11 protein-coding genes are annotated in these 15,595 nt (G+C 53.4%); 9 read left to right on the plus strand and 2 right to left on the minus strand.

Annotated features, from left to right (window positions below; translation table 11 throughout):
• Positions 1-238 precede the first annotated feature (238 nt).
• A complete protein-coding gene (pncB, locus tag KXR87_RS05820) occupies positions 239-1,441 on the minus strand; it encodes a nicotinate phosphoribosyltransferase (RefSeq protein ID WP_437431320.1) in 1,203 nt (400 codons plus the stop codon).
• A 266-nt stretch (positions 1,442-1,707) separates the two neighbouring features.
• On the opposite strand from pncB, the gene pepN reads away from it, so the two are divergent.
• The 3 genes from pepN (at position 1,708) to zapC (ending at position 6,430) form a co-directional block, all read left to right on the plus strand.
• A complete protein-coding gene (gene pepN / locus KXR87_RS05825) occupies positions 1,708-4,320 on the plus strand; it encodes an aminopeptidase N (protein ID WP_437431321.1) in 2,613 nt (870 codons plus the stop codon).
• A 387-nt stretch (positions 4,321-4,707) separates the two neighbouring features.
• Complete coding sequence (gene pyrD, locus KXR87_RS05830; protein ID WP_437431322.1) at positions 4,708-5,718, plus strand: quinone-dependent dihydroorotate dehydrogenase; 1,011 nt, start codon at positions 4,708-4,710, stop codon at positions 5,716-5,718.
• A gap of 169 nt (positions 5,719-5,887) precedes the next feature.
• Entirely contained in the window at positions 5,888-6,430 is a 543-nt protein-coding gene (gene zapC / locus KXR87_RS05835) for a cell division protein ZapC (protein WP_437431323.1), read from the plus strand.
• Here zapC and KXR87_RS05840 read toward each other — a convergent pair.
• Positions 6,427-7,536, minus strand: coding sequence for a YcbX family protein (locus KXR87_RS05840; RefSeq protein ID WP_437431324.1), 1,110 nt, complete (start codon positions 7,534-7,536; stop codon positions 6,427-6,429). The two genes, zapC and KXR87_RS05840, sit on opposite strands and share 4 nt — an antisense overlap.
• Positions 7,537-7,635: 99 nt before the next feature.
• On the opposite strand from KXR87_RS05840, the gene rlmKL reads away from it, so the two are divergent.
• The 6 genes from rlmKL (at position 7,636) to rmf (ending at position 15,562) form a co-directional block, all read left to right on the plus strand.
• Positions 7,636-9,744 carry a bifunctional 23S rRNA (guanine(2069)-N(7))-methyltransferase RlmK/23S rRNA (guanine(2445)-N(2))-methyltransferase RlmL gene (rlmKL, locus tag KXR87_RS05845; RefSeq protein WP_437431325.1) on the plus strand — a complete coding sequence of 703 codons (2,109 nt, stop codon included), beginning with the start codon at positions 7,636-7,638 and terminating at the stop codon, positions 9,742-9,744.
• Positions 9,745-9,756: 12 nt separating this feature from the next.
• Positions 9,757-11,664 carry an ABC transporter ATP-binding protein gene (locus KXR87_RS05850; protein WP_437431326.1) on the plus strand — a complete coding sequence of 636 codons (1,908 nt, stop codon included), beginning with the start codon at positions 9,757-9,759 and terminating at the stop codon, positions 11,662-11,664.
• A 14-nt stretch (positions 11,665-11,678) separates the two neighbouring features.
• Positions 11,679-12,932 carry a membrane integrity-associated transporter subunit PqiA gene (gene pqiA, locus KXR87_RS05855; RefSeq protein ID WP_437431327.1) on the plus strand — a complete coding sequence of 418 codons (1,254 nt, stop codon included), beginning with the start codon at positions 11,679-11,681 and terminating at the stop codon, positions 12,930-12,932.
• A 3-nt stretch (positions 12,933-12,935) separates the two neighbouring features.
• Entirely contained in the window at positions 12,936-14,576 is a 1,641-nt protein-coding gene (gene pqiB, locus KXR87_RS05860) for an intermembrane transport protein PqiB (protein WP_437431328.1), read from the plus strand.
• Complete coding sequence (gene pqiC / locus KXR87_RS05865) at positions 14,573-15,139, plus strand: membrane integrity-associated transporter subunit PqiC (RefSeq protein WP_437431329.1); 567 nt, start codon at positions 14,573-14,575, stop codon at positions 15,137-15,139. Before pqiB ends, pqiC begins: the two co-directional genes overlap by 4 nt.
• Positions 15,140-15,394: 255 nt before the next feature.
• Positions 15,395-15,562 (plus strand): ribosome modulation factor, encoded by a 168-nt coding sequence (gene rmf, locus KXR87_RS05870; RefSeq protein ID WP_437431330.1) that lies wholly within the window; start codon positions 15,395-15,397, stop codon positions 15,560-15,562.
• The last annotated feature ends 33 nt before the right edge of the window (positions 15,563-15,595 follow it).

Genomic DNA, 15,595 nt, shown 5'->3' on the forward strand with positions numbered 1-15,595 from the left:
CAAGCAGAATTAACAGTGGAAGAGGAGATTTCGGAAATTAAAGGGGAAGTTAGCCGTTTAAGGCGTCGGGTATCCCGTGCCGCCACCTAAAATGCAGGACGCCACACAAGTTATCATTGACTCAGGCACGGTGTGGGGGAGGTCGGCTGAATTAATCAATGCAGCAGAGAGCAAGGAATTATCCTGAAGAGCATCACATCAGGTGATGCCCTTCAGGGTGGTGTTCAGGCAGGCAGTTTCAGCTGGCTTTTTTGATTTGCGGCAGGTCGAAGGCCTCGCGCAGCGCACGGACAAAGGCTTTATCATGACAGATGGTTTTACCTGGGCTGTCAGACAATTTCGCGACCGGCTTACCATTACACTCCACCAGCTTGATGACAATGTTCAGCGGTTTAACGTCCGGGATGTCGCAAGTGAGGCGGGTTCCAATCCCAAAACCGAGTTTCACCCGTGTGGCAAAGTGGCAATAGAGATCAAGCGCTTTATTGAGATCCAGGTTATCAGAGAAAATCAGGGTCTTCGACAAGGGGTCGATACCGAGCTTTTCATAATGGGCAATGGCTTTTTCACCCCATTCAACCGGATCTCCGGAGTCATGGCGTAAACCCTGATAACGCTGAGCAAATTCAGGACCGAAGTCGCGCAGGAAGGCGTCCATAGTAATACAGTCGGTGAGAGCGATACCCAGTTGTGTCGGGTACTCATCAAGCCAGGCTGCCAGTGCTGCACGCTGGCTGGTCGCAAGTTCAGGGCTTATCTGCTGATGTGCCTGGAACCATTCGTGCGCCTGGGTGCCCATCGGCGTTAAGGCGAGGCGACGCGCTAAATCGTAGTTGCTGGTGCCAATAAACCACGGCTCCTGTTGAAGGCGAGCGACAATCGCGTGCTGCACCCCGGCAGAGAAGCGACGACGGGTACCAAAATCCATCAGACGGAAGCCTGACATATCCAGGTTGTCTGTTCGGGCGGCAAAATCTGCCAGTTTTGTCTCAAGGTGCACAAGCGCCTGCTGAATACCGGCTTCGGGAGAACGATAACGGTGAACCAGCTCGCTGATGACCGCAAGCAAAGGCACTTCCCACATGATCACTTCACGCCAGGGGCCCGAGAGGCGAATGTGCAACTTACCATTATCATTAGTCACAACCACCTGACGCGGGTCATAGCGGAAGTCACGTAACCAGTTGAGATAATCAGGCTTAAAGAAGGGCAGCCCGGACAACCACTGGTACTCGTCCTCCTGCAGGCGCAAATGCTGCATCGCCTCGACTTCTTCCTGAACCGCCTGTGCGTAAATCCCGAGCAGGTCGTCGCCACGGCAGCGAAACTCCGCCGTTACATGCACATCGAAGTAGTGGTGATACACCGCCTGCTGCATATGCAATTTGTAGGCATCAGTATCCAGCAGTGTCCGCAAAACAGGGTGGGCAAATTGAGTCATGGTGCGCCGTAGCATCCTCTCACAGGAGCGTTTAGTACAATAAACAAAGCAGGTGAAAACTGCCGGAGTATACCCTGTTTATTGATTTATTGAACCCCGATCACACCATATAGCGCTAAACGGGTCGAGCGCATTTTGTGCCGCATGTTAGCCAAATGTAGCAAACATGGTATTTCTGCCTGGAAAGTTAAAGATTCTGCGTGGCGGGATTCTGGCAACAGGAATAGACTGGAGACGTAACCAACAGAAGATGCTAAAGGTTTTTTATGACACAACAGCCACAAGCCAAATACCGCCACGACTACCGTGCGCCGGATTACCTGATTAGCGATATTGACTTGACCTTTGACCTGGATGCCGCAAAAACCGTTGTCACTGCGATAAGTTCCGTCTCCCGCCAGAGCGCCACTGCCGTACCGCTGCGTCTGGATGGTGAAGACCTGACGCTTGTCTCCCTACATATCGATGGCCAGCCCTGGACAGACTATAAAGAAGAAGATAACCAACTGGTCATCGACAATGTGCCGGAACGTTTTACGCTGCAGATTGTGAATGAAATCAGCCCATCGGCAAACACGGCGCTGGAAGGGCTGTATAAATCAGGCGAAGCACTGTGCACACAGTGTGAAGCAGAAGGCTTCCGCCATATCACCTGGTATCTTGATCGTCCGGATGTGCTGGCGCGCTTCACCACCACGCTGATTGCAAACAAAGCGGAGTATCCGTTCCTGCTCTCCAACGGTAACCGTGTCGATCAGGGTGAGCTTGAAAGGGGTCGCCACTGGATGAAGTGGGAAGATCCCTTCCCAAAACCCTGCTATCTGTTTGCGCTGGTTGCCGGTGATTTTGATGTCCTGCGGGATACCTTCACCACCCGTTCCGGGCGTGAAGTCGCGCTGGAGTTGTACGTCGACCGTGGGAACCTGGACCGTGCGCCGTGGGCGATGACCTCGCTGAAAAACTCAATGAAATGGGACGAAGAACGCTTTGGCCTCGAGTACGACCTCGATATCTACATGATTGTCGCCGTCGACTTCTTCAACATGGGCGCGATGGAGAATAAAGGACTGAACGTCTTTAACTCCAAATACGTGCTGGCCCGTACCGATACTGCAACGGATAAAGACTACCTTGATATTGAGCGCGTGATTGGTCATGAGTATTTCCACAACTGGACCGGCAACCGCGTGACTTGCCGCGACTGGTTCCAGCTTAGTCTCAAAGAGGGGCTGACGGTATTCCGTGACCAGGAGTTCAGCTCGGATCTGGGATCTCGAGCAGTCAACCGCATCAGTAATGTCCGCACCATGCGTGGACTGCAGTTTGCCGAAGATGCCAGCCCGATGGCGCATCCGATCCGCCCGGATAAAGTCATCGAGATGAACAACTTCTATACCCTGACGGTGTACGAGAAAGGCGCTGAAATTATCCGCATGATCCACACCCTGCTCGGTGAAGAGAACTTCCAGAAAGGGATGCAGCTCTATTTTGAACGCCATGACGGCAGCGCCGCCACCTGTGATGATTTTGTCCAGGCGATGGAAGATGCGTCAAATATTGATCTTTCCCATTTCCGTCGCTGGTACAGCCAGGCTGGCACCCCGATTGTTACCGTTCATGATGACTATAATCCGGCCACCGAACAGTACACTCTGACCATCAGCCAGCGTACGCCGCCGACGGCCGAGCAGCAGGAGAAGCATCCGCTGCATATTCCGTTCGACATTGAGCTTTATGACAATGAAGGGAAGATAATCCCGCTGCAAAAAGAGGGGCATCCGGTACACCATGTATTGAATGTGACCCAACCCGAGCAGACTTTTGTCTTTGATAACGTCTACTTCCAGCCGGTGCCGTCACTGTTACGCGAGTTCTCTGCGCCGGTGAAACTGGAATATAAATGGAGCGATCAGCAGCTAACGTTCCTGATGCGCCACGCCAGCAACGATTTCTCCCGTTGGGACGCCGCGCAGAGTCTGCTGGCAACCCACATCAAGCTTAACGTTGCCCGTCAGCAGCAGGGACAACCGCTGTCGTTACCCTTGCACGTGGCGGATGCCTTCCGTGCCATTCTGCTTGATGAGCATATCGATCCGGCGCTGGCCGCTGAGATCCTGACGCTCCCCTCGGTCAGCGAAATCGCCGAACTGTTTGATGTCATCGATCCTCTCGCTATTACGACGGTGCGGGAAGCACTGACCCGCACGCTGGCGACAGAACTGGCGGATGAGGTGCTGGCGATTTACAACGCCAACAAGCTCGATGCTTATCGTGTTGAACATGCGGATATCGGCAGGCGCACGTTGCGCAATACCTGTCTGCGCTATATCGCGTTTGGTGATGCACAGCTCGCCGATAAGCTGGTCAGCCAGCAGTATCATAGTGCCGATAACATGACAGATGCACTCGCTGCGCTCTCTGCAGCCGTTGCGGCTCAGTTGCCGTGCCGTGATGCGCTTATGCAGGCCTATGACGACAAATGGCATCAGGACGGTCTGGTCATGGATAAATGGTTGATATTGCAGGCCACAAGCCCGGCAGATAACGTTCTTGAAACGGTTCGCGGCCTGTTGCACCACCGTTCCTTCACCCTCAGTAATCCGAACCGCGTTCGTTCACTGATTGGCGCCTTTGCAGGCAGCAACCCGGCGGCTTTCCATGCGCAGGACGGGAGTGGTTACCAGTTCCTGGTAGAGATGCTTACCGAACTTAACAGTCGTAACCCGCAGGTGGCCTCAAGACTTATTGAGCCGCTGATCCGCCTCAAACGCTACGATGAGAAACGCCAGGCGCTGATGCGTGCCGCCCTGGAAAAACTGAAAGCGCTGGATAATCTTTCCGGCGATCTGTTCGAAAAAATCAGTAAAGCACTGGCGTAATCGTAAACCGGGCAGGCATTGCCGCCTGCCCGGTTTCTTCTCTCGATACCTTACGCCACTTCACGGGCGAAAGGGCTTGTTCAGGCAAGACGCTGGAAGCGGATGGTAACGTGAGCGCTCCGCTAAAGTGACCACGTTCATGGTTACGCCTTATCACCGCTGCGTCCATTGCCTGGTAACACCCAGCGCGAGAGTACGTCTGGCAGAGGGGAACTATTCCTTTAGATACATTATTCGACGTTAAAACGCGAAAAAAGGCATAAAAACAGCTGGCCAGGTAATCGATTGCGTCGAGATAGTCTTTTTTTGCCCCAGGTCAATTCCCTTTCTTCCGGTTATCACAGATAATACGCCCCCGGTTTGCACACCGGGAATCCAGGAGAGTTCATGTACTACCCCTTCGTTCGTAAAGCCCTTTTCCAGCTCGATCCTGAGCGCGCTCATGAGTTTACCTTCCAACAGCTACGTCGTGTATCAGGGACGCCCCTTGAAGCGCTGGTGCGTCAGCGCCTGCCGGAAAAACCGGTGCAGTGTATGGGTCTGACGTTTAAAAACCCGCTCGGACTGGCGGCGGGCCTGGATAAAAACGGAGAATGCATTGAAGCGCTGGGCGCAATGGGTTTTGGCGCTATTGAGATTGGTACGGTAACCCCACGCCCGCAGCCGGGTAATGACAAGCCGCGTATCTTCCGTCTGGTGGAGGCTGAAGGGTTAATCAACCGCATGGGCTTTAATAACCTTGGGGTTGATAATCTTGTTGAGAATGTGAAAAAGAGCCGTTTTGACGGCGTCCTGGGCATTAACATCGGCAAAAATAAAGACACGCCGGTGGAGCAGGGTAAAGATGACTACCTGATTTGCATGGAGAAAATTTATGCCTATGCAGGTTATATCGCTATTAATATTTCATCGCCAAATACCCCTGGGCTGCGCACACTGCAATATGGCGAAGCGCTGGATGAACTGTTAAGCGCGATAAAAACTAAACAGGCGGCGCTTCAACAAATCCACCATAAATATGTGCCCGTCGCCGTGAAAATCGCCCCTGATCTCTGCGAAGCGGAATTGATTCAGGTCGCTGACAGTTTAGTTCGCCACAATATTGATGGCGTCATTGCCACCAATACAACGCTCGAACGCTCTCTGGTTCAGGGAATGAAACATTGCAATGAAACGGGTGGGTTAAGTGGACGCCCATTACAATTAAAGAGTACTGAAATTATTCGCCAGCTCAGCGCGGAATTAAAAGGTCGCTTGCCGGTTATTGGCATAGGGGGCATCGATTCGGTGATTGCCGCACGCGAGAAGCTGGAAGCCGGTGCCTCGCTGGTTCAGATCTATTCCGGGTTTATTTTTAAAGGTCCTCCACTGATTAAAGAAATCGTTACCCACATCTGATCTTTTCTCCCGAATTACCCCGCCAGGGCTTTATTTCAGGCCCTGGTTGATTTATATTCCCTCACTGTTGCTAATTTGTACATTTTAGTCTTTTCTTAATTCTGGTAATAAGCGAAGCGGTAAAAAGGACTTTGGGATTAAGGGATGACCAAGGGCGAGGGGGAACGGTATGCGAATTAAACCTGATGATAATTGGCGTTGGTTTTATGATGATGAGCACGATCGCATGATGCTCGATTTGGCCAATGGCATGATTTTCCGTTCACGTTTTGCCCGTAAGATGCTTACCCCGGATGCGTTCTCTCCCTGCGGATTCTGTGTCGATGACGCAGCCCTCTATTTCTCCTTCGACGAAAAATGTCGGGATCTTATGCTCAGCAACGAGCAGCGCGCTGAACTGGTGCTCAATGCGCTGGTTGCCATCCGCTTTCTGAAACCACAAATGCCAAAAAGCTGGCACTTTATGAGCCACAACGCCCCCTGGTCTCCCGCACCGGGAATGGCTGCCAGCGTTTCGTTAAGTGATACCGGTGAGTCGGTGAATCTGCTGGTGGTGGAGTCCGGTGAAAACGCGGCCCTCTGCTTGCTGGCGCAGCCCGGGGTGGTGATAGCCGGACGCACCATGCAGTTAGGTGACGCAATAAAAGTGATGAATGACCGACTGAAGCCACAACTTCATGTTGATAGCTTCAGCTATGAGCAGGCGGTTTAACCTTTAAGTTTTAAGGACGTTTTCGGCACACAACAGCAGCTCAAAATGGAACCCTCAGCCGACACCGCCGATTGTTTTAACGGCTTGACGTCACCTTCAATAAGCTGAATGCGGCAAGAGCCGCAAATACCCGCCCGACAGGAATAGGGGATGCGGATGCCCTGACTCTCCAGTTGCTCAAGCAGGATCTGCTGATTGTTTCCCCGGAACCGTTTCCCTTCCCAGACAATATCCACTTCGCCTGCGGTCTGCTGTTCGGGTTCGATGGAGCCCACAACCTTACCCGCACCATAGGGTTTGGCCGGCGCGCGATCCAGCACGGCGAGCGCGTCACCAACCCTCACGACACCGCTATTGCGGGCAATTAAATTCTGCCCGAAGTCGACACTGCCGGTATCCGGTGCGGTGCGAAACCGAATTAATGTATTGAGCGGCTCGCCAGAGGGATGTTTCTGCCCGCGCTCCGGGTTAACGGTGGTCAGCACGCAGCGGTTACATGGCTTCACGACATCAAAGATAACCTCACCAATGCGCACCACCCGCCAGCTATCCTCCTCCCACGCCTGAGCGCCCGTAATCACGAGATTAGGGCGGAACTGCTCCATGCTGACACTGGCCGGGCAACGATTTTGCAAATCGCGCAGTGACGCCTCATTGGTTAGCAGGAACGGAAATCCATCGGCAAAAGAGAGCGGTACAGCATCAAAGCGTTTGACGCGCCGCGTCAGCGTCGGGCCAACCCAGCGTAACTGCACCTCGCTGTCAAAAAAGCCGCTCAACCAGCGATTAATGGTCGTTGGCGCAACCAGGGCAGTGAAGTGGTTTCCCCACACCTCGGTGGGTTCGCCCTCTGGTAAAAAATCAGCGAAACGTACCACCGCGCTGGTGCCATCCGGCGCGGTCAGATGCAGACCGTCAGGCAAAGGGGAGGGAATAAAGCGCACCATGTGCGGATACTGCCGCGCTGTAATAAAGGTGCCATCCTGTTTAGTGACCATGAAGATACGGTCAAATGACAGACCACTGCTGTCTGCCAGCGCATGCGTAAGGCCAATACCGCGCATAGATTTAACCGGATGTATAAAAAGACGCGAGAGGGTAGCCACGCCGTTTCCTCTGCCGACGAAAATAAGCCTTCAACTTTATGACATGCACGTCAGATTGGCTATAATGCGCAACAATTTTCTTTAAAGTTAAGTGACCTTATGATTTCTCTGTTTGCCAGTACGGCCCGTGGGCTGGAAGAGCTGTTAAAAACTGAACTTGAAAGCCTTGGCGCCGCAGAGTGTCAGGTGGTTCAGGGGGGCGTCCATTTCCATGGTGACACACGGCTTGTCTACACCAGCCTGATGTGGAGCCGACTGGCCTCGCGCATTATGATGCCCCTCGGCGAGTGCAAGGTTTACAGCGACCTTGATCTCTACCTCGGCGTGCAGGCGATAAACTGGACGGAGATTTTCAACACCGACGCGACCTTCGCCGTACATTTTAGCGGACTGAACGACGAGATACGTAACAGCCAGTACGGTGCTCTGAAGGTTAAAGATGCGATAGTTGACAGCTTTACCCGTAAAAACCTGCCGCGTCCCAATGTCGATCGTGAACAACCGGATCTCCGTATTAATGTCTGGCTGAATAAAGAGACGGCGCATATCTCTCTGGATCTCAGCGGTGAGGGATTACACCTGCGTGGTTACCGCGATCGCACCGGTATCGCGCCGATTAAAGAGAACCTCGCCGCCGCCATCGTAATGCGCTCTGGCTGGCAGCCGGGTACGCCGCTGTTAGATCCCATGTGTGGCTCCGGTACGTTGTTGATCGAAGCTGCAATGTGGGCCACCGACCGTGCGCCGGGTTTGCATCGTGGTCACTGGGGCTTTGGCGGCTGGGCGCAGCATGATGATGCCCTCTGGCAGGAAGTAAAAGCGGAGGCACAGGCCCGCGCACGTAAAGGTCTTGCCGACTACGCGTCTCATTTCTACGGTTCTGATAACGATGCGCGCGTACTGGAGCGCGCTCAGCGTAACGCCCGTCGTGCAGGCATTGCCGATCTGATCACTTTTGAGGTGAAGGATGCGGCGAAGCTCACTAATCCGCTGCCCAAAGGACCTTATGGCACTGTCATCAGTAACCCGCCTTACGGTGAGCGCCTGGAGAGCGAGCCGGCGTTGATTGCCCTGCATAGTCTGCTGGGTCGTACCCTGAAATCGCAGTTCGGCGGCTGGAATCTGTCGCTGTTCAGTGCCTCTGTCGATTTACTTAATTGTCTGCAATTACGCGCGGAGCGCCAGTTCAAAGCCAAGAACGGCCCGCTCGACTGCGTGCAGAAAAACTATCACCTCGCGGAAACCACCGGTGAAGTCCGTGCGCCATCTATGGCGAAGGATTACGCTAACCGTTTACGTAAAAACGTGAAAAAACTGGAAAAATGGGCGCGACAGGAAGGCATTGAATGTTATCGCCTTTATGATGCCGATTTGCCGGATTATAACGTGGCGGTTGACCGCTACGCGGATTGGGTGGTGGTCCAGGAGTATGCTGCGCCAAAAACCATTGATGCGAATAAAGCACGCCAGCGTCTGTTCGATATCATTGCTGCCACCATTGCGGTACTGGAGATTGCACCTAATAAACTGGTGCTGAAAACGCGCGAACGGCAGAAGGGCAGCAGCCAGTATCAGAAGATGAATGAAAAAGGGGAATTCCTCGAGGTCGGTGAGTACAATGCGCGCCTGTGGGTTAACCTGACGGACTATCTTGATACCGGCCTGTTCCTCGATCATCGAATTGCGCGACGTATGCTGGGGCAGATGAGCAAAGGTAAAGATTTCCTGAATCTCTTTGCTTATACCGGTAGCGCCAGCGTGCATGCAGGATTGGGCGGTGCCAAAAGTACCACCACGGTGGATATGTCCCGCACCTATCTTGAATGGGCGGAGCGTAACCTGCGCCTCAATGGACTGAGCGGGCGTGCGCACCGACTGCTTCAGACCGATGTCCTGGGCTGGCTGCGAGATACCAACGAACAGTTCGATCTGATCTTCATCGATCCCCCTACGTTTTCAAACTCGAAGCGTATGGAAGAGTCGTTTGACGTTCAGCGCGATCACCTGGCACTCATGAAAGATCTAAAACGTATGCTGCGTAAAGGCGGCACAATTATGTTCTCCAACAACAAACGCGGTTTTCGCATGGACCTTGAAGGGCTGGCTGAGCTTGGGTTGAAAGCACAAGAAATTACCCAGAAAACGCAATCGCAAGATTTTGCCCGCAACCGTCAAATCCATAACTGCTGGCTGGTTACCTCAGCCTGAAAGGATAAATAGATGTCATTAATTAGTATGCATGGTGCATGGCTGTCCTTCAGCGATGCGCCTCTCCTTGATAATGCAGAACTGCATATCGAAGAAAATGAACGCGTTTGCCTGGTCGGGCGTAACGGCGCGGGCAAGTCGACGCTCATGAAGATCCTTAACCGTGAGCAAGGTCTTGACGATGGTCGCATTGTGTATGAGCAGGATCTGGTGGTGGCGCGTCTGCAGCAGGACCCACCGCGTAACGTTAGCGGCAGCGTTTACGACTTTGTGGCTGAGGGGATTGAAGAGCAGGCTGAATATCTGAAGCGCTATCACGACATCTCCCACCTGGTGATGACCGATCCCAGCGAGAAGAATCTCAGTGAAATGGCGCGGCTTCAGGATTTACTCGATCATCACGGCTTATGGCAACTTGAAAGCCGCATTAATGAGGTGCTGGCGCAATTAGGTCTGGAAGCGGATATGCCTCTGGCATCCCTCTCCGGAGGGTGGCTGCGTAAAGCGGCGCTGGGCCGTGCGCTGGTCAGCGGGCCACGTGTGCTGCTCCTTGATGAACCGACGAACCACCTGGATATTGAAACGATCGACTGGCTGGAAGGGTTCCTGAAAACCTTCAGCGGGACCATCATCTTTATTTCTCACGACCGTTCATTTATTCGCAATATGGCGACGCGCATCGTGGATCTCGACCGCGGTAAGCTTGTGACCTACCCTGGCGATTACGACACTTACCTGCTGGAAAAAGAGGAGAACCTGCGCGTTGAAGAGCTGCAAAACGCTGAGTTCGATCGCAAGCTGGCGCAGGAGGAAGTCTGGATCCGTCAGGGCATCAAAGCGCGTCGCACCCGCAACGAAGGACGTGTTCGTGCGCTTAAAGCCATGCGCCGTGAGCGTAGCGAGCGTCGTGAAGTCATGGGAACGGCGAAGATGCAGGTAGAGGAGGCCACCCGCTCTGGCAAAATCGTTTTTGAAATGGAAAACGTCCATTATCAGGTCGATGGCAAAGTGCTGGTGAAAGGGTTCTCTGCCCAGGTTCAGCGTGGCGATAAAATTGCGCTGATTGGCCCGAACGGCTGCGGTAAGACGACGCTGCTGAAACTCATGCTGGGTCAGTTGCAGGCAGACAGCGGGCGCGTGCACTGTGGTACTAAGCTCGAAGTGGCCTACTTCGACCAGCACCGCGCTGAACTCGATCCCGACAGAACAGTGATGGATAACCTGGCGGAAGGCAAACAGGAAGTGATGGTGAATGGAAAGCCTCGTCATGTGCTGGGCTATCTGCAGGACTTCCTGTTCCACCCGAAACGTGCCATGACGCCAGTACGTGCGTTATCCGGTGGGGAACGAAACCGCCTGCTGCTGGCGCGCCTGTTCCTGAAGCCCAGCAATCTACTGATTCTCGATGAACCGACCAACGATCTGGATGTCGAAACCCTGGAACTGCTTGAGGAGCTGATTGATGGCTATCAGGGTACGGTGATGCTGGTGAGCCATGACCGTCAGTTTGTCGATAACACGGTGACCGAGTGCTGGATTTTTGAAGGCGGCGGTCAGATTGGTCGCTATGTCGGCGGGTATCATGATGCGCGGGGTCAACAGTCGTCGTCGCAGGCATTTAAAGCGCACCCTGCCAAGAAAGAGACAAAGCAACCGGCTGCTAAAGCGGATACTGTCAAACGCGGCGCGAACAAACTAAGCTATAACCTGCAGCGTGAGCTGGAACAACTGCCCCAGAAACTGGAATCCCTGGAAGCAGAGCTGGAAGCATTGCAGGCTCAGGTCGCGGACGGCAACTTCTTCAGCCAGCCTCATGACCACACCCAAAAAGTCTTAGCCGAACTGGCGCAGGCGGAACAAGCGCTGGAGGAGGCGTTTGAACGCTGGGAGTCTCTGGAGGCTCTGAAAAACGGCGCATAATTCAGGGAGCCAGTATGTGCGAACATCATCTTTCCACGCCTCACATTCTTTGTACGCAATGTGATTTGCTGGTGGCGTTACCGGCGTTGCAACATGGCCACAAGGCGGCTTGCCCGCGTTGTGGCACTACACTGACCACGCGCTGGGATGAACCACGGCAACGACCTACGGCGTATGCGCTGGTGGCACTGTTCATGCTGCTGCTCTCGAATCTCTTTCCTTTCGTTAACATGAAAGTTGCCGGGGTTACAAGCGAAGTGACACTGCTGCAGATTCCCGGCGTGATGTTCTCGGAAGATTACGCCAGCCTGGGAACCTTCTTCCTGCTTTTCGTACAATTTGTGCCTGCTTTTTGCCTGGTCACGATTTTACTGTTAGTCAATCGCGTCCCCCTGTCCTTGCGAACAAAAACCTTTCTGGCACGTGTTCTTTTCCAGTTGAGAACCTGGGGAATGGCGGAAATCTTCCTCGCCGGAGTGCTGGTAAGTTTTGTGAAGCTAATGGCTTACGGTGACGTCGGCATCGGCAGCAGTTTTATTCCCTGGTGCCTGTTTTGTCTGCTGCAGCTACGCACGGTGCAGTGCGTGGATCGTCACTGGTTGTGGGATGACTTAGCGCCCGCCCCACCCGTGTCCCGACCGCTGCAGGTAGGGGTGCCTGGGATCCGTCAGGGGCTGAGAAGCTGTCCGTGCTGCACGGCCATTGTTGAAGCGGATGAACCGGTATGCCCACGCTGCCATACGAAAGGGTTTGTACGGCGCAGAAACAGCTTGCAGTGGACGATGGCACTACTGGTTACCTCCATCATGCTGTATCTTCCGGCTAACATCCTGCCAATCATGATAACCGATCTCCTGGGCGACCGGATGCCCTCCACCATCCTGGCCGGAGTCATACTGCTCTGGAGTGAGGGATCTTATCCTGTCGCTCTGGTTATTTTTATCGCCAGTATTATGGTACCCACCCTGAAGATGATCGCCATCGCCTGGCTTTGCTGGGATGCAAAAGGCCATGGCCGTCGGGACAGTGAGCGCATGCATGTTGTCTATGAAATCGTAGAATTTGTGGGGCGCTGGTCGATGATTGATGTGTTTGTCATTGCCGTATTATCGGCACTGGTACGAATGGGCGGACTGATGAACATCTATCCGGCTATTGGGGCGCTGATGTTTGCGTTAGTGGTGATTGTCACCATGTTTGCGGCTATGACGTTCGATCCACGTCTGAGCTGGGACAGAGATCCTGAATCAAGCCATAAGGAGCAGTAAAACATGGAGAATAAAAGTGGGGAGGCCAAGGTGCAGAAAGTAAAGAACTGGTCGCCGGTCTGGATCTTCCCGATCGTGACGGCTCTCATAGGCGCATGGATCCTCTTTTACCATTACAGCCATCAGGGGCCTGAGGTTACGCTCATCACAACCAACGCTGAAGGTATCGTTGGGGGTAAAACCACCATAAAAAGCCGTAGCGTGGATGTGGGTGTGGTTGAAAGTACGACGCTTACCGATGACCTGACGCATGTTGAAATTAAGGCACGCCTGAATACCGGGATGGAGAAACTGCTCCATAACGACTCGGTGTTCTGGGTAGTAAAACCTCAGGTAGGCCGTGAGGGTATTAGCGGACTGGGTACACTGCTCTCCGGCGCCTATATTGAGTTGCAGCCCGGCAAAAAAGGCACCCAGCCGGATAACTATAAGCTGCTGGATTCACCACCGCTTGCACCGCCAGATGCGAAAGGCATCCGTGTGATTCTCGACAGCAAAAAAGCAGGGCAGCTCTCGCCGGGGGATCCGGTGCTGTTCCGCGGCTATCGGGTGGGCTCGGTTGAAACCAGTACCTTTGATACTGAAAAACGCACCATTACCTATCAACTCTTTATCAATGCGCCGAATGACAGGCTGGTAACCAGTAACGTGCGTTTCTGGAAAGACAGCGGTATCGCTGTTGACCTCACTTCAGCAGGCATGCGTGTTGAAATGGGTTCCCTGAGCACCCTGTTTGGGGGCGGTGTAAGCTTTGATGTGCCGGAGGGCAACGAAGCAGGGGAGCCGGTGGCGGAAAAAACGGCGTTTATGCTGTTTGATGACCAGCGGAGCATTCGGGAATCACTCTATACCCAGCACACTGACTATCTGTTGTTCTTCAAAGACTCTATTCGCGGTCTTCAGCCAGGGGCGCCCGTTGAGTTCCGTGGTATCCGACTGGGTACCGTTGAGAAAGTCCCGTACTTCACGCCTGAGATGCGGCAGAAACTGAATGATGATTACCGGATCCCCATCCTGATACGCATTGAGCCGGAACGCATTGCCAATCAGTTTGGTGGCGATGCCAATATCGATAGTCATCTCACTGAGCTGATGAAACGTGGTCTGCGTGCAGCCTTAAAGACTGGCAATATTGTCACCGGCGCGCTGTATGTTGATCTCGACTTCTACCCTAAAGCACCGGTGGTTAACGAAATGCCGGAATTTGGCGGGCACCGTATCATCCCTACAGTGAGTGGCGGCCTTGCACAGATCCAGCAACGGTTGATGGATACGCTCGACAAAATCAATAACCTGCCGCTGAACCCGATGATTTCGCAGGCAACCAATACGCTTTCAGAAACGCAACAAACGATGCGCCGTCTGCAGAAGACGCTCGATAATCTGAACAAACTGACCGCCAGTCAGTCAGTGCAGCAACTGCCTGCTGATATGCAGGGCACCCTGCGAGAACTCAACCGCAGTATGCAAGGCTTCCAGCCAGGCTCCGCGGCGTATAACAAAATGGTTGCTGATATGCAGCGCCTTGATCAGGTCTTGCGCGAGCTGCAACCTGTTCTTAAGACCCTGAATGAGAAGAGCAACGCGCTGGTATTTGAAGCAAAAGGCAAAGACGATCCGCAGCCGAAGAGGGCGAAAGAATGAAGAAAGGAGTAGTAGCACTGCTGGCGGTCTTGCTGACCGCCTGTAGCTCAGGGGATGACAGCAAAAACTACTATCAGCTACCGTCACCTCAATTCACCTCCACAGCCGCGGGCGATGCCCGTGGGCAGCGTTTGCTCTGGGTTGAACAGGTCAGCGTGCCCGATTATCTTGCCGGGAACGGCGTGGTATACCAGACCTCCGATGTGAAATATGTCATCGCGACTAAAAACCTGTGGGCGAGCCCGCTTGATCAACAGCTGCGAACTACGCTGGTGGCCGGTCTCAGTAAACAGCTACCGGGATGGGTTGTTGCTTCACAACCGCTCGGCAGTGTTCAGGACACCCTCAACGTGACGGTGACAGGGTTTCATGGACGCTACGACGGGCGGGTGATTGTCAGTGGCGAATGGTTGTTGAATCATCAGGGTCAGTTAACCAAGCGCCCCTTCCATGTTGAGCTGAAGCAGCAGCAGGATGGCTATGATGAAATGGTTAAAATGCTGGCGCAGGCGTGGCAGCAGGAAGCAGCCAGCATAGCCGGGGAGCTTAAACGCTTACCATAAGTAAAATTAATGCCGCGCTGAGGCCGTCATGCTGGTAAAGGTGGCGGCTTTTTTGTCTCTTTTTCTCATACAGTTACTTGTACTGGCTCACACTTTTTGTACAAACGAATTCTTTTCCAGGTCACATTTATGACACTGGCGTGAATTTTGCGCATTGACGTCAAACTTTATCCAGGGTATTCGTAGCCTGTGGTTGCACGATTTATGACCACTGTTTTCTTTTCCACCAGACCAGAAAAATGAGGGAAACGAGGCATGAAGAGACAAAAACGAGATCGCCTGGAACGGGCACATCAACGTGGATATCAGGCCGGCATTACCGGACGGCCTAAAGAAATGTGTCCTTATCAGACGCTGAATCAAAGGTCCTATTGGCTTGGAGGCTGGCGAGAAGCCATGGAAGACAGGGCCGTTATTGCTTGATTCTGTCTCTTTAGAAAAAGAAACCTCCGCCAT

Origin of the sequence: Yokenella regensburgei (assembly GCF_051486985.1) — a bacterium.
Taxonomy (GTDB): domain Bacteria; phylum Pseudomonadota; class Gammaproteobacteria; order Enterobacterales; family Enterobacteriaceae; genus CBFFRJ01.